This window comes from Paenibacillus sp. FSL W7-1332 (genome assembly GCF_037969785.1).
GTDB lineage: Bacteria > Bacillota > Bacilli > Paenibacillales > Paenibacillaceae > Paenibacillus_AQ.
Map to the genome: position 1 here is coordinate 703,367 of NZ_CP150209.1, position 15,654 is coordinate 719,020.

Below are 15,654 nucleotides of genomic sequence, written 5' to 3' on the forward strand. Positions count from 1 at the left end.
AAATCCCGCATGATGATACCGTCATGAGCTTATATCGATAAATAACAGCCATATACAGGGATAGCCCAATCGCATGATGGGGGCTATCCCTTTTTTTATGTTCAAAGATTTAAAGATTGGGTTAGAAACGCTAAGTATAATAGTATCATGTAATGTTATATAACATATTTGAAGTCTATTATATATAATAACACTTCCCTATTACTGGATTATATTATTTTCAATTCACTAAAATAAGCTGATAATACAGTTATATTTCTGTATTTCTTCAATTGTAAACGCTTTTCCTATAATATATCCGATTTGTTATATTAAATAACATTAAATAGAATAAATCTAACAAATACATATTTATATGTTATTTTATATAACATAAAGGGAGAGTGCCATGATGAAACCAAAGTCAAAACGTCCTTTAGCGGTCTGGAGTACCGCTGCATTCACCGCTTTTGTTATTTCTGTATCACCTGTTGGAACCTATGCGGCACATGCTGCAACGGTGACGGAAGTGAAAGGAACGGTTATTACGGCTACGCCTGTACAGACCCCTGCAACGCCGGGAAGGAATACGACGGTACCTCCGCTATCGGAAGCTTCCAAACAATCGACGAGGCCGAACGTGTTGGTCATTGCTACCGGCGGCACTTTGGCAGGGCAATCGACGGATGCCACCAGCTTTCAATCCTACCGGGCGGGTACGTTGAAGATTGAGGACATGGTCGGTGAGCTTCCCAATACGGACAAGATTGCGGATATCAGCACGCTCCAGTTCGGCAATTCGGGATCAAGCGCGTATACCATGGCGGATCTGTATGATTTGTCCCGGACGGTGGACCATGCGCTTAAGGTCTATGACAGTGTCGTTGTAACGACGGGGACGGATACGATGGAAGAGATTGCGTACTTCCTTGATCTGACGGTACAAAGCGACAAGCCTGTAGTCATTACCGGCTCCATGCGGCCTTGGACGGTGATCGGTTCCGATGCGCAGGCGAATCTGTACAATGCCATCAAACTGGCTGGAAGCGGCCGCACGGAATCCTTCGGCACGGTGCTAATGCTGAATGATACGATTCATCTGGCGCGCGGCGTAACCAAGACGAATGACTACCGTACCGACACGTTTGAGACGCCTATGCTGGGAGCGGTCGGATATATCGATGATGAGAATATTCGGATATACCGTGCCCCCCTCCGTGCGATGAAGGCGGAAGGTGAAGGCAAACCGGTATTTGATCTGAGCAGAATCGCAAAAGAGGACCTGGCGAAGGTTGAAATTGCAATCTCTTATCAGGAAGCCGGCGGTGGTGCCATTAAAGGCTTTGTGGCAGACGGAGCTAAAGGCATCGTCACTTCCGGCACCGGCGCAGGCGGCATCTCGAGAGAGATGAGCGCGGCCCGCAAGGAAGCCATCGAGAAGGGGGTGGTTTTCGTAACAACGACCCGTACAGGCTCCGGTAGCGTATACGGCGGAGGTGAAGGCATCATTTCAGGCGACAATCTGAGTCCTCAACAAGCCCGCGTACTGCTGCTGCTCTCCCTGTCCTTTACGGATGATTTCAATACCATTAAGGGTTGGTTCGCAACCTACGGAACACCTGAAGTGTAATCTCAGACTCAGTCATTTTTTTAGCTGCTCATTATTCCTACTGAACCATGTAATTCCTTCCACCAATTATATTGCCGCCAGGGTTGCCTGGCGGTCTTTTTTTGACGGTGTATATTTCGTCTAATCAAAGAACCATCCCCATATAAGCTGCTCATAGAGCAAGTTCACACGGGGATGGTTTTTTAATTTCGTTTATTTTTCGATATGCTCCACAAACCAGCGGATAATATGACTTAAGCGTTTCACCCGCAGATGCGGGTGGCCGCTTCGGGACAAGTTGTGATCGGCACCAGGGAAACGGATGAACTGAGCTTCCCGGCCAAGTCGCTTCAAGGCAATAAACAGCTGTTCTCCCTGTTCGATCGGGCAGCGGAGATCCTGTTCTCCGTGAAGGATGAGTAGCGGCGTATGGATGTCCTTCACGTAAGCGAGCGGGGAATGCTTCCACAGCTTCTCCAGATCGTCCCATGGATTGCCCCAGATCTGATCCTGCGTAAAGGTGTAGCCGATATCGCTGACGCCGTAGAAGGAGATCCAGTTCGATATCGAGCGCTGGGTTACCGCTGCCTGGAACCGGTCGGTATGACCGACGATCCAGTTGGTCATGAAGCCGCCGTAGCTGCCGCCGGTTACGCCAAGACGGGAGGCATCGATATAGGTGTAGGTATCCAGAACATAATCGACAGCTTCCATCAGATCCTGGTAATCCCGTCCGCCGTAATCTCCCCTAACGGTATTAACGTGTACTTGACCGTATCCGTGGCCACCCCGAGGGTTGGTGTAGAATACCGCATAACCGGCTGCAGCCAGCAGCTGGAACTCATGCATGAACGTATGCCCGTACATGGCTTGCGGACCGCCGTGAATTTCAAGCACGGCCGGAACTTTGGCGCCTTCCGTGAAGCCGGCAGGCTTCATGATCCACCCTTGAATCGGCCAGCCGTCCGACGTCCGGAACGTAAAGGACTCCGGCGTGCTTAACGTAAGCTCGCTCCACAGCTCCTCGTTGCAGTTCGTCAGACGTTTCTCCTCGTTCTTAGCGATAGAGAAGCTGAACAGATCACCGGGCTGCAGCGGGTCAGCCGCAGCAAACACTACGTTCTCCTCCGGTGTCAGAGCGAATTGGTACACTTCGCGTTCACCCGATACCACCAGCTCATAGGATGAACCGTCCAGGGCAAATCGTCCAATATGGACGCCGCCATCCTGGCTGAGCTGGATGTACACGGATTGGCCGTCCCTACTGAACAGCGGAGGCGTTCCGGCTCCGGCTCTCATGTCGCTGACCGCGGCGTGCCCCAGCTGAATATCCATGTCCGTGAAGAGCACGCGGGATTCTCCGCCGGAGAGCGGGATCAAGTGGATTTTGGTCAGCGTGGCAAAACCGCAGCTAAGATCGCTGGCAAGCACGAGCATATACTGCCCGTCCGGGGTGAACGCAATGGAGCCGATCGAGAGAGTTCCATCCGTCAATTCGGTTACGGATCCGCTGGCGAGGTCCATGACAAACACATCGTCCGTCAAACGAAGATCCGGATCCGGGAATTGCTCCGTGGCAAGGCTGCTGCTGTATGCGATGCGGGTGCCGTCCGGTGACCAGGCGAAGGCTTGTATATCAAAATCTCCTTCTGTAATTTGTGTGCATTCTTCCGTTGCCGGATTCACGAGGTATAGATGATGTCGACGTTCATTCCACAATCCGGGCCCATCGGCTTTATATTTAATGCGATTAATGATTTTTTCCTCGGGCAGCTTGTTTTTACCGTCTTTGTCTAGCTCCTCGCCTTCAGTAGTCTTCCCCGCGTCTGCCTCGCCTTTAACAAGCAGGCGTGTGCAGTCCGGTGACCATTTAAAGGCGCTGACTCCGTGCTTCAAGTCGGTAACCGGTCTTGCTTCCCCTCCGTTGGCAGGCATGATCCATATCTGTGGTTTATCGCCCTTTTTGCGCAAGAAAGCAAGCTCCGACCCGTCCGGTGACCAAGCGGGTGCGGCATCCGCTTCGCCCGACGTGAAGGGAACGTCCTGGTTTCCTTCTGCAGGAAGCAATCGGATATGGGAACGGTAACCGTCGAACTTTTCGCTGACGGATTTATGTACATAAGCTATGGCTCCGCTAGCTGGAGATACGACAGGGTCATTCACCCAGTGCATCCGGTACAAATCCTCTGGCGTTATGAGTCGCTTATCAGTCATGAATCGTCCTCCTAATCTTCTTGTATGAGTTAAACAACATTATCCCAGATAATGGCATAGAAATCTAGAAGAAAAATGAGAGGGGAGATGCGGACGTTTCGTACCCAATGCTAGTAAAATAGAGGGGGAATTACAATAATTATAGGGTGTAATACGGAGGTTGTTGAACTGAAAACAGTGAATTAATTTTCAACTGGTCAATTTAGGAGCGATACGGTGCGCTTTTTGTTATAATTGAGATAGACTCTCAATTAGGAGTATGTAAAATAAAACCAACTATATATAGCTCAGGAGGAAATCAGATATGAACGTAAGTGAAGCGATCCGAACGCGCCGCAGCCTTGGCAAGGTCAAGCCTGATGCCGTACCGCAGGAATGGATTGAACAAATCGTAGAAGCAGGTACCTGGGCGCCGAATCACAAGCTCACGGAGCCGTGGAAATTTTTTGTTATGCAAGGTGAGGGCCGTGATGTGCTCGGCAACGCGCTTGGTGACATTCAGGCGGCAGGCGGCGATGATATGAGTGAAGAGGCTGTAAATGCAGCACGCGAGTCGGGACGTACGAAGGCATACCGGGCTCCGGTTGTTATCGGTGTGGCGGTCGAACCGTCCACGGACCCCAAGGTGATTGAACTTGAAGAGTACGGAGCGGTATTTGCCGCCATTCAAAATATGCTTCTGCAAATTCATGAGCTTGGTCTGGGTGCCGTGTGGAGAACAGGCGAGCCGTGTTTCCATACGCTGATGAATCAAGCGTTCGGATTGAAGCCTGAAGATAAAATGCTGGGTTTCCTGTACATCGGATATCCGGATATGGAACCTAAGCAGGGGAAACGTCAACCGGCAGCGAACAAAACGGTATGGCTCAATAGTGCCGCAGACCTGTAGTTGATCTACCCTACGCCGCAAAAATCCGGTATAATGAACCCTAAGTTTGCCTAAAGGGTGTTACGGCATCCGGGCGATTGACACTAGGGGAGTGTACGTGGATGAAATTTCGGTTCAAGCAGTGGGATCTGGGGAGCAAGTTGATTTTTATAGCCACCTGTTTAGCGATAGCTTCTTTCTTTTTTAAATGGCTGGATATCGGCGTGGCTGCAGAGAATGGTTTCTTGCAGGGCGGCGTGTTTTTCATCGTATGTTTCATCTATCCATTTTTGAAAGTGGTTCGCGAGAAGAAGATGAACAAGATCATAGCATACGCCTTTGCGCTGGTCGCTATTTTTTTGACAATGATGTACGTGTCATCCAAGACCGTAGATTTTTTTGGAGAGACGATAAGAGGGGCAGCGGCGGGGCCGTATCTGTTCTTGGCGTCATGCGGACTGCTGAGCTTCGGTATTTTTAGCCGCAAGTTCTAGTCTCGCTGCGCAGTCTTTTGCATAAGAGTGATAGGAATGAAGGGCTGAACCCGGAGGTGACATACCTCCGAGAGGGACGGCCCTTTTTCTATATGAGACGGATCACCTCTGGGTGAGCAGGACAAAGCCGCTGATGGACACCGCGTAAATGATTAACAGCACCACAGCGTACTTTTTGGCACGGATGTTCAAGTTGAAGGCGGCGGTGAGTCCGTTATTGATTAAATTACCGATGTATAGAATGAGTATGAGCGCGAGTGCGGTGATCGCAACGATGAGCGTAACGGTTTCCATAGGTTTGTGAATCCTCCTGTTTAAGCTGCTAATGTTGTATCAGATATAACCATTGTAACGGACGAAGTTTAAACCCCGGTTAAATGTAGTTAAAAAAATGAAGGCAGCCCTGGCAAGTGGTGTAACGTTGAGTGGGATACTGGGGTTTTGATATACTGGAGAAAGCGGCTTTACAACCGCTGCATTACATAATAGGAGGGATTTCAGAATGGCCAATCAAACTTTTACCGATGGACCTACTTTGAATGATGGCGTAAAAATGCCGTGGCTGGGTCTTGGCGTATGGAAGACCAAAGAAGGCGAAGAGGTTATTCAGTCCGTAAAATCAGCAATCGCTGCAGGGTACCGCAGCATTGATACTGCTGCCATCTACGGCAATGAAGAGGGCGTAGGGCAAGCCATTCGCGAATCCGGAGTTTCGCGGGACGAGCTGTTCATCACCACCAAAGTGTGGAACGATGACCAGGGGTATGAGAAGACGCTGCAAGCTTTTGAGACGAGCCGCAAGAAGCTCGGGCTGGATATCGTTGATTTGTATCTCGTGCACTGGCCGGGAAAAGATAAATACCTCGACACGTGGAAAGCATTGATTCACTTGCAAAAAGAAGGACTTGTTCGTTCCATCGGCGTCAGCAACTTCCAGATCCGCCACCTGCAGCATATCATCGAGGACACAGGTGTTGTACCGGTTGTGAACCAAGTCGAATTGCATCCGCTGCTCTCCCAGAAGGAGCTGCTGGGATTTGCACGCGAGAACCAGATCGTCCTGGAGGCGTGGAGTCCGTTGATGCAGGGCAATCTGGATCAACCGGTCCTCGCGCAGATTGCGGAGAAATACGGAAAAACCACGGCGCAAGTCATTCTGCGCTGGGATATTCAGAACGGCGTCATCGTCATTCCGAAATCGGTGAAGGAGCATCGCATCCGCGAAAATGCCGGCATCTTCGATTTCGAGCTTTCGGCGGAAGATATGGCAGCCATTGACGGCTTGAACCAAAACAAACGTTTTGGCTCCAATCCGGATGAATTCCTGTTCTAAATTTTGCATTTATATAAAAAGAGCGAGCCCAACCCGGAATGAGGGAAGTGCTCGCTCTTTTTTGCGTCAATTATCAGGATGGAGAGGCCTCTTACAGTTACTGTTCTTTGGGTCCAACCTCCGGAAACAACGGTTCGCCGATCGTGCCGAGTTTTCCCTGCACTAGGTCTTCGTTCAATCTTTTTAACCAGTTCAGGTCGGTCTTGGCATGTTCGTACATCCCGATCATCAGGTGCTGGGTGCTGCGGGGTACGATATGCTGGTGTTCCACGTATAATTGATATGCCTGGTTCACCCGATGCTCTGCCTCCCGGATACGGGACTGCAAGATCGGGGCCAGAACGGCCGGATCCGCGTGTCGCGAGAAAGGCAGGGCAATATAGAGCGGGTGGTGTACGGGCTCGATGTCCCTGAATTTCTTGAGCAGCAGCTGCTCAAAAAGCTTGCGTCCGGCATCCGTGATCCGATAGATGGTTTTGTCCGGGCGGCTATCGCTCTGTATGGTTTCCACTGCCTCGATATATCCGTCCTCGGCAAGCCGGTCTACCGCGTAATAAAGAGAGCCCATCTGGAGCTTCGTATACTGATCCATGCCGCGATCCTTCATTTTGATCCGGATCTCGTACGGATGATGGTCTCCTTCCAGCAGCAAGCCCAGGATGGCCAGCTTCATCGACATGCCATTAGGCTCCCTTGGCCTTGGCAGATACGGTCACTCGTTCGTTGCCCATCATCAGCACGAACACGAGAGCCAGCACCGCAGGCACAAGCGCCCACAAGAACGTATTCGAAATGGAATCCGCCAAGGAGGTCGTGATCTGTTCACGTACGTTCGGCGGGAGCTGGCCCATCACTTCAGGTGAAAGCACAGCATCTGCATTTAACTCGGCACCGGCGGGCGCGTTTCCTCCGGCTTCCGCGAGTCGGCTGTTGAGGCCGTTGCGCTGGATAATTCCGAAGATCGTAATCCCCACCGTCATGCCGAAGGAGCGAAGGAAGGAGTTCGTTGATGTGGCTGCGCCGCGCTGTCTGGCATCAAAGTTATGGATGGAGGCCATGCTGAGCGTGGAGAACGAGAATCCGACGCCAAAGCCGGTCAGGATCATGAAGACCGTCAACAGGTAGCGCGGCGTATCCGGGCTTATCGTGCTCAGGCAGAAAATGCCTGCAATAAAGCACAAGACGGACAGAATCATGATGTTTCTAAACGAAGTCCGGGTCGTCAGCATACCGCCGCCCTGGCTGCCGACTACACTGCCGAGCATCATCGGCATTAGAATGAGGCCCGAATTGGTTGCTGATCCACCGTACACTCCGCTAACAAAGATCGGGATGTAGATCGTTGCCACGATGAAGGTTGCTCCATAGAACAAGGCAACGATATTGCTGGAGGCAAACAGCCGTTTACGAAACATTTGAAACGAAATAATGGGTTCGGCTGCCCGGGTCTCTGCCAATAGAAACACAATAAACAGAGCAATGAATCCCCCGAACAAGCCCAGAATTTGCGGTGAATCCCATGCATAGGTTTGCCCGCCCAGTTCCAGACCGAACATCAGGCAGATGATCGCGCCTACAAGCGTTGCAGCCCCCGTCCAGTCAATCTTTTGTTTGGCATGGGAACGGGACTCCTTGTAGGAAGTCATGATGAAGATAAAGGATACGATACCGATCGGCACGTTGACATAGAATATCCATTCCCAGCCGATGCTGTCGGTAATAAAAGCGCCCAGCAGCGGTCCCATAATGCTGGAGGTGCCGAATACGGCACCGAGCAAACCCGTCATTTTTCCGCGCTTCTCCGGCGGGAACAGGTCGAACACGATGGTAAACGCAATCGGCATAAGAGCACCGCCGCCGATTCCTTGAATCGCCCGGTAAATAATAAGCTCTGTCATGTTGTTCGCCATCCCGCAAAGAGCGGAACCGATCAGAAAGACAACCAAACCGAATATAAAGAACCGCTTCCGTCCATACATATCGGATAACTTACCGAAGATCGGTGTACCGGCCATAACGGCAACCATGTAGATCGAGGTTACCCAGACGACTTGGTCGAAGCCCTGAAGATCGCGGATAATCGTCGATAAGGCAGTGGCTACAATCGTGTTATCGATGGCGGCCATGAAGATGCCGAGCAGCAGACCGGCCACGACCAATTTGATGTTGCTTTGTTGTGCATTCATGTTAAGGATACTCCTTTTCCATATTCAACTATGTACATATTATTCAAATTTGAATAATTCGGTGGTTATATTGTAGCCGGATTAACAGATGTTGGCAAGATGTTTAATGGCACGGCCTTTCTCTACATTCTGCACAAGAAAAAACAAGGTCAACCCTGATTTACGGGATGACCTTGCGATAATAAGGAGTCAGCTGCCGGAATCCCTTCGCGTTAAGACGCGCTGCCAGCTGTGCCAGTTAGGACCTAGCAGTTCATCTGCGGCGATTTGGGATCCAGCTGCATGAATTCGATCCGGTTGCCGTCCGGGTCCCTGGCCCAGCACTGCCAGTTGAAGTCTTTTCCTTGAACCGGCTCGACGTCCAGCTTCACGCCCTGATTGCGGAGATGCTCCGCGATGTGCTCGATGTCTTCCACCTCAAGGCAGAGATGGGAGAATCCGACGGGCCGATTTACATGCTCCGGTTTATTTTGCCCACCGTAAAACAACTCGATAAATTGTCCCTCGCATACCTTAATGTACTCGATCCACGGTTCACCCTGGTCGTTAGGGATATCAAAAGCACGGGTGAAACCAAGCACATCGCAGTAAAAATGCAGGGACTTCTCCATATCGGCTACGTCAAACGCCAGATGGGCAATTCCTTTAATCATGACGGCATTCCTCCTCGGTATGTATCAAAGCATGAGATAAGATGATTTCTTAAGTCCATTGTAACGCATTCTGTATACGCTTCCATATTTATATGTAAAATCGGGAAATTAAAACAATGGAGAGAAAAGGACCGACCTGATATGTTCGCTGAAGAACGATAGGGGTCAGTCCTTTTTGTATATTGGATAACGTCTTACAAGCATATGGATGAATGATGGCAGCAAAATGAACGATGTCATTGTTTGCGGTATTTCCAGTAACTAGCTCCTTAACGCCTAATGTGCACCGGAACCTCTTTGCGCCCCTGCTTCATGGGCGACTGGCATAAAGGACAGGCCTTGCTCTCCCGATTCCGTGTGCCTGCAGGGATTCTTGCGTTGACCCGCTGCCAGCCTTTGCAATTGGCGCTGGTGCATAACCACACGTCGACGATCTCTGTCCCGGCGGATGCAGCCTGATGCTGTGGGCTCGGAGCGGATCCCGAATCTGAACCGATTCGTTGGCTCCTCTGACTGGTTGTGCTCACTGTTGTCCGCCCAGCAGAAGAGGGCAGGGAAGAGCGCTTGGTTGAGGTTGAGGTTGAGGTCTCTATGCGGATCGTGCGTTTAGCCGTATAGGATGTACGGGGCGTTGACCCGCCGACCTTGTTTGGTATACGGTTGCCTTGTTTGCTCTGCTCGTCCGTGACGAACACATCGCGGAAGAAGCGGGAAACCTCCGCTTTACGTCCCCGGTAAAAGCCAGGCGAACTGACAATCAATTCATCCCGTGCCCTGGTGATAGCGACATAAGCTAATCTGCGCTCCTCTTCCAGTGCATCCAGCGCCTTATCCTCCTTGTCCGACAGCGGACGCTGATCGTCCCTGCGCTCGGCGTCTAAAGCGGACGTATGCGGGAGAATGCCCTCGCTCGCCCCGATCAGGCATACCGAGGGAAACTCCAGCCCTTTGGATTTATGGATCGTCATTAAGCGGACGGCATCGGCCTGCTCGTCCCGTTTCATGGCCGCCATTTCCTTATGAATGACGATCAGCCGATCGACAAATTCAACGAACTCAGCGATATCGCCAAAACGCTTCGCCGAGGCCTCCAATTCATCCAGGCCTTCCTGTATGAATTCCTTATGGAGGGTGATCTCCTGACGTTCGTCTGCCTCCAGAAACTTGTCGTAGAATTGCCGCCTCATTTCCTGTACGGCTTGAAGGGGCTCCATCGCCTTTAATCCCTTTATGAGCTTAGTGCGATCTCTAATATTCTCGATCTGGAAGTCCTTCAGGCCGGGAAAGGATAGAAGATGCGATAGAGGCCCCTTCTTGGGACGCGGAGCATCCTGCTGCCGGATGAACGCCATCCCTTTGTCCCGGTTCATGTACAGCGTATGAAGCATGCCCTCCATCGCCGTGAAATTGCGCCGGTCCAGCGACAGCCGCAGATGGTCCATGAGCGGTTTGACAATCCACTGCTCATAGAACAGATCCCCGTTCTCGTAATGAATGAACGGAATTTGCCGCATCACGAGCTGTTCGAAAATCGCCCGGCTGTTGTTTGCGGTTCGGTATAGAATCGCATGATCGCGGTACTGTTTTCCGTGCTCCCGGACCTGTTCGGTAATATGGGTCAGCAGCAGCTCCGCTTCTTGGTCGGGATCACCTGGACGAAGATACAGCGGTACGCTGCTGCTCTTGCGGGTAGAGCGCAGCTGCTTGGGACGGCGGCGTTCATTGACACGGATAATTTCATTTCCCAGCCCGACGATCGACGAGAGGGATCGATAGTTGATATCCAGCGTCACCACCTTGGCCCCGGGAAACGTCTGGTCGAATTCCAGAATGAATTCGTTACGCGCGCCATTGAAGCCGTAGATGGTCTGGTCATCGTCACCGACAACCATCAGGTTGCGATGCGGGGCGACCATCTTCTTCAGCAGCTCATAGGGCAGCAGCCCGGTATCTTGAAACTCGTCGACCATCACATAACGGTACCGCCTTTGAAGGGAAGCCAGCAATCCGGGATCCTGCGACAGCAGACGGTAGGACAAAACCAGAATATCATCGAAATCCATCTGGCCGTGTTCTTCTTTCCACGCCTCATAACGGGCGAAAATTTGCCTTTGCTCGACTTCCGCAGGTGTTTTGACAGGCAGCTCGTCAAGACCGGTCATACTCATTCGATGGGCAGACCAGAGCGATAGCAGTGTCTCGGCTTCGTAGCTGTCCTGCAAGCCCATTTCTCGCAGGATGCGCTTCATAATAAATTGCTGATGCCTGGAGTTGCTCAGGATTTCCTGCCTGTAGCCGCGGGTTCGCAGCAAGTATAGGAAGAAGGAATGGAAGGTTCTTGCCGTTACTTTGGCGGTTTCGCTAGCCCGTAACCCGGGAAGCGCCATGATGCGTTCCTTCATCTCGGCTGCCGCTTTGGATGAGAAGGTGACAAGCAGGATGGAAGACGGATCGATCTTCTTGGCCGCAATGAGGTAGCCTGTCCGGCTGACCAGCACGGAGGTCTTCCCGGAGCCGGCGCCTGCAAGCGTAAGCAGCGGTCCTTGCGTATGTCGTACAGCTTGGATTTGGGCGCGGTTCAGCAGCAGCCCTTGTGATTCCAAGCCGCGAAAAAAAGCCGCATCCGGGGCGTCATCGCGGATCAGGTCCTGGCTGTTCTCGAAGGAAGCCAGCTTGGCAAACGGAATATCCTGACGCTCACCGCCGTACGGGCGTTTATAGAAGGGTATGGATGTCATGAATTTCACCAATCATTTCGTATTTCGATTATCGTCCTACCAGTTTACCGGATTCTCGGAAGTCTGGCAAAGCGCAGGATATGGATGAGAGACGTGAGGCGGGTGCTTGATAGACTGATCACGTTACCCCATTTCATTTAATAGTATAGTTTTGGATTGACCATATAACAGTTACACTAAGTTGCTTGCTGAATGTAGTAGCCTATACTCTATTCCATCGATTTCATAAGTTAGTTCCGGAAGAAACTCCTTGGTAATTATATTTAACGTGTTTTGGTCTATCTCGTTGTATCTAATCTCTGGAATAAAAATGATAAGCGCAAGAATAGAATCCAATAAATCTAAAATAGGTTGCATATACTTCTCTCCATTGCTTGATGTTCTAACCTTATCCAAAATCAAATAAAAGGATTCGCTCGCTAAAGAAATCGGTGGGGCATCCTCGTTTCTTTTAAAATCTCTGAAATGTAGCAATAGTTCATCATTTGTATGCGATTTTATAGTTATATATAAAACCTTGCTGTTCAAATTAAAGCTGGCTTCGGCACCAGCATCTATAACTTTGAATTTTCGAATAAGGCTTTCTCTTGATTGATAGATACGATTTATGAACATAGCATTCTCCCTTTCAATTCTAAATCCTTATTAATCTTGAGATCCTTTATTCGTATAGAGACCGTCTCACTAAATATATCTGGAAAGCATCTGGCAGCACAATCGCTGATCATTCATGACCTAAATCATTTATATGAATAACAAAATCCCGGACTCGAATGTAGGAAGTCCGGGAGATTTGTTACCCCTATGTGATATTGTACATCGTGCGTAATGCTCCATGTGGCACGGTGTGTAATCCGGGGCAGGCTTGGCTGGCTGGGCACCCTTATTCAATGTCAGCACGCATTTAGAAGCAAACGGAATTCGCTAAAAGATCGTCACTCGGTCCAGTTCCACAACCGCACTTCCCCGACCCGCAGGTCATGCACCCAGGATACCTCGCGCAGGGTCAGCAGTTCCTTGACGGGCCCGGTTACGACAGCTCCATACAGGCGAACGCCGTTTTGTTCGATATAAGCTAAGGAAGCGTCCACGTCTACGAACGGAGCCACCCGATTCGCAATGAGCTCGTACTCCTGCAGAAGCCGCAGCGACTTGATGAAGTGTTCATTCCGCAGTTCCCCATCCCCGTAGGTGTCTATAGAAGGGTAATGTCCGCCGCTGGACACGATTTTGCCGAACCAGCCGCGTTTTTCTTCCTGATAAGAGGTTACCGTCAAATCGTCATGATGCCAGACGGGATAAGATGGGAAGCCGACAGGATCGGTGATGACTCCATCATGATCGCCGAATCGGTCATTCGGCCCGGTATCCACGGCAAACCAGACAGGCTCCATGTTCCGGTTCTCGAACTGCTTCAGCAGCTCGTCGGTCGAGAAGAAGCGGTTAAACGATACATAAGCCTCGGCCACGGTACCCTCGGGGAGCTTTGAAAGCCTGGACCAGTCACCGCTCTTGGTGGAGGAGGGTCTGGTGTTCTGTTCTTTTGACTGTTCCTGGGGAGCTCCGTCTTGGTCGACTGAAGACGCCTTCGCTGGGCCGTCCGGTCGGTAGAAAACCCGTGATGGACTACTGCGTTCGTTCCAATCCATGTTGACGGACGGCAGCCCGAACAGGAAGTTCACGGTATATTCGCCGACGGTCACGCGTTCTTTCCCCACTTTCTTGTCTATATCCCCATACACTTCCTGCATGAAGAAGACTTTGCCCTGACTGTTGAGTCGAACGTCGATGTTAGGCTGGGATATCGAGATAGCGGAAGCGATGGCATCCCGGTATTTATCGTTTCGGCTCGGGTCGCCGACACCGTAGAATAACGCTGTACCAATTGAGCTAAGTATGGATACAACTAGAAACACAGAAATAACCATCAGCGCATTCGAGATTCGGGCTTTCCATTTGCCCCTGCGAACGATTCGCTTTTCTTTCTTGGGCGAGAGGCCGGTCTGATCGTCAGCTCGCATATGCATAGCGCTATTAGAATTAGAGCTTGTGTTATCCATCATCTCGTTCAAGTAAGTCTGGTATTCCTCCAGCTTCTCCATTTCCCGCTCAATTTCGATTTTTTCCTCGTCAGTCAGCTTGCCATCTGCATAATCCTTCAGCCGCTGTTTGAATTCTTCGCTCATAACATCCCGTCCTTTCGTTTCATTTCCCGCAGCCGCTGCCTGGCCCGAAATAACGTAATTTTGATATGGGATAAGGTGATGCCCATAATATCCGCCGCCTCCTGGTATGTGAATTGATGAAAGTCCACCAGAAGCACCGCTTGCCGCTGCTTTTCCGGAATATCGGTTAACATTTGCCCAATTTCTCTTTGGGCTTCTTGCTGGAGCAGGATGTCCTCCGGGGTATGGCGGTCGATCAGCTGATCGAAAAAAACAGAGTCCCTCACGATGCTGCGGCTGGCCTTCCGCTGATAATCCACATAAGCGTTATGGGCGACTCGAAATAACCATGGCTTGATTCGTTCTTCCTTCCAATCCTCAAGGAACAGGTAAGCGCGATAGAAGGTTTCCTGTACCAGGTCTTCCGCCGTATGGTGATCATAAGAGAGGGAGTACAAGTAACGATAAACGTCCTTTACGTAATATTGATAAACCGATTCAAGACTGTTCAGTTTCATGTCCTCCCCTCTAAGTAAACACACGTTTAACCAGGGCAAAAAGTTACACTTTCGGCAATAAAGTAATGAAGCTGCGATGTAACCCCTTAGTCGCAAAAAGCAAAAGCCCGCCAGATGAGCGGGCTTCAAACGTATATAAGGTGATGTAGGAACTGTAAGAGAGTTGTATTGCTGGCTGTCGCACCTCTTTATATACCATGCAGCGTTACCTCAATTGAATGTCCGGATCCAACACGATAATTCGCTGTTCATCCAATGCGGTGTTTAGCAGTTTATCCTTCAGCTGCTGCGTGCTGGTTATGACGTCAGGCTGGGTAGACTTGATATCCGTCGTCAGTTTATTCACTAATCGCTCGATCGATAGCATATCCCGATATTCCGGCGAGGAGTAGTCTTCCCAGTATTGATCTTCGCTGATGCCCATCGTATCCAGTATGCGCAAGTGCTGTTCTTGCACCTGCCGCGGCTGGGTTTCGAGCGTCTTCCGAAGCTCCTTGGCCCTTTGAATACCATCCTCCAGACTCGCCGCAACGCCTTGTTCGTTGGCCAATTGAAGCATCAATTCCTTCGTTGCCATTTCTTTAAGGAGCGTAGCGTCATCAGGGAGGGGCGCGGTGCTATGCGCGAGGTTGTTCTTATAGGCAGTTAGATGGGTATGCGTGATGTAGGTGGAGCCGACTTGAACCAGCGCCTGTCCGTTCATGTTGTCGTTCATGCGATGATGCTGGCCCGAGCGATTCGAAGCATCCGTGAAGAAGAGTATGATGCTTACCGTCAGAACGCTGGCCACAGCGATACTGAGAATGGCGATAAATTTACGGTTTATTTTCATACCTGACACCTCTCTTGACAGGGATATATGAAAACGAAGATATAATATAGACGTTTCATCAGCCT

Annotated in this window: 14 protein-coding genes; 4 read left to right on the forward strand and 10 right to left on the reverse strand. The window is 50.5% G+C overall.

Annotated elements, in window-relative coordinates; genetic code table 11:
* The first annotated feature begins 388 nt into the window (after nucleotides 1-388).
* A complete protein-coding gene (locus tag MKX98_RS02990; RefSeq protein WP_339221375.1) occupies nucleotides 389-1,609 on the forward strand; it encodes an asparaginase in 1,221 nt (406 codons plus the stop codon).
* Nucleotides 1,610-1,801: 192 nt separating this feature from the next.
* Here the strand turns inward: MKX98_RS02990 and MKX98_RS02995 are convergent, their stop codons facing one another.
* The gene (locus MKX98_RS02995; protein ID WP_339221377.1) at nucleotides 1,802-3,802 is read right to left on the reverse strand and encodes a S9 family peptidase; all 2,001 of its coding nucleotides are present in this window, start codon (nucleotides 3,800-3,802) and stop codon (nucleotides 1,802-1,804) included.
* 304 nt (nucleotides 3,803-4,106) lie between these two features.
* Here MKX98_RS02995 and MKX98_RS03000 point away from each other — a divergent pair, with 304 nt between their 5' ends.
* Both MKX98_RS03000 and MKX98_RS03005 read left to right on the forward strand, forming a co-directional pair.
* A complete protein-coding gene (locus MKX98_RS03000) occupies nucleotides 4,107-4,691 on the forward strand; it encodes a nitroreductase (protein ID WP_339221378.1) in 585 nt (194 codons plus the stop codon).
* A gap of 101 nt (nucleotides 4,692-4,792) precedes the next feature.
* Nucleotides 4,793-5,164: a hypothetical protein gene (locus tag MKX98_RS03005; RefSeq protein ID WP_339221380.1), complete on the forward strand. Its 372-nt coding sequence runs from the start codon at nucleotides 4,793-4,795 to the stop codon at nucleotides 5,162-5,164.
* Nucleotides 5,165-5,266: 102 nt separating this feature from the next.
* Here MKX98_RS03005 and MKX98_RS03010 read toward each other — a convergent pair whose 3' ends face one another.
* Nucleotides 5,267-5,458 (reverse strand): hypothetical protein, encoded by a 192-nt coding sequence (locus tag MKX98_RS03010; protein ID WP_220686727.1) that lies wholly within the window; start codon nucleotides 5,456-5,458, stop codon nucleotides 5,267-5,269.
* A gap of 208 nt (nucleotides 5,459-5,666) precedes the next feature.
* Here MKX98_RS03010 and MKX98_RS03015 point away from each other — a divergent pair, with 208 nt between their 5' ends.
* Nucleotides 5,667-6,497 carry an aldo/keto reductase gene (locus MKX98_RS03015; RefSeq protein WP_071222216.1) on the forward strand — a complete coding sequence of 277 codons (831 nt, stop codon included), beginning with the start codon at nucleotides 5,667-5,669 and terminating at the stop codon, nucleotides 6,495-6,497.
* A 97-nt stretch (nucleotides 6,498-6,594) separates the two neighbouring features.
* On the opposite strand, the gene MKX98_RS03020 is transcribed toward MKX98_RS03015, so the two are convergent.
* The 8 genes from MKX98_RS03020 to MKX98_RS03055 all read right to left on the reverse strand — a co-directional run bounded on the left by MKX98_RS03020 (nucleotide 6,595) and on the right by MKX98_RS03055 (nucleotide 15,589).
* Nucleotides 6,595-7,176, reverse strand: a complete 582-nt coding sequence (locus MKX98_RS03020; RefSeq protein WP_339221384.1) for a PadR family transcriptional regulator — start codon at nucleotides 7,174-7,176, stop codon at nucleotides 6,595-6,597.
* A 4-nt stretch (nucleotides 7,177-7,180) separates the two neighbouring features.
* Nucleotides 7,181-8,683 carry an MDR family MFS transporter gene (locus tag MKX98_RS03025; RefSeq protein ID WP_339221386.1) on the reverse strand — a complete coding sequence of 501 codons (1,503 nt, stop codon included), beginning with the start codon at nucleotides 8,681-8,683 and terminating at the stop codon, nucleotides 7,181-7,183.
* 245 nt (nucleotides 8,684-8,928) lie between these two features.
* On the reverse strand, nucleotides 8,929-9,336 hold the full coding sequence (locus tag MKX98_RS03030) for a VOC family protein (protein WP_339221388.1): 408 nt from the start codon (nucleotides 9,334-9,336) through the stop codon (nucleotides 8,929-8,931).
* 269 nt (nucleotides 9,337-9,605) lie between these two features.
* A complete protein-coding gene (locus MKX98_RS03035) occupies nucleotides 9,606-12,074 on the reverse strand; it encodes a UvrD-helicase domain-containing protein (RefSeq protein ID WP_339221389.1) in 2,469 nt (822 codons plus the stop codon).
* Between the two features lie 171 nt (nucleotides 12,075-12,245).
* The gene (locus MKX98_RS03040; protein WP_339221391.1) at nucleotides 12,246-12,689 is read right to left on the reverse strand and encodes a hypothetical protein; all 444 of its coding nucleotides are present in this window, start codon (nucleotides 12,687-12,689) and stop codon (nucleotides 12,246-12,248) included.
* Between the two features lie 320 nt (nucleotides 12,690-13,009).
* Entirely contained in the window at nucleotides 13,010-14,260 is a 1,251-nt protein-coding gene (locus MKX98_RS03045) for an anti-sigma factor (protein WP_339221392.1), read from the reverse strand.
* A complete protein-coding gene (locus MKX98_RS03050) occupies nucleotides 14,257-14,757 on the reverse strand; it encodes a sigma-70 family RNA polymerase sigma factor (RefSeq protein ID WP_220686721.1) in 501 nt (166 codons plus the stop codon). The genes MKX98_RS03045 and MKX98_RS03050 overlap by 4 nt, the downstream gene beginning before the upstream one ends.
* Nucleotides 14,758-14,962: 205 nt before the next feature.
* Nucleotides 14,963-15,589, reverse strand: a complete 627-nt coding sequence (locus MKX98_RS03055; protein WP_339221395.1) for a hypothetical protein — start codon at nucleotides 15,587-15,589, stop codon at nucleotides 14,963-14,965.
* Nucleotides 15,590-15,654 lie beyond the last annotated feature (65 nt).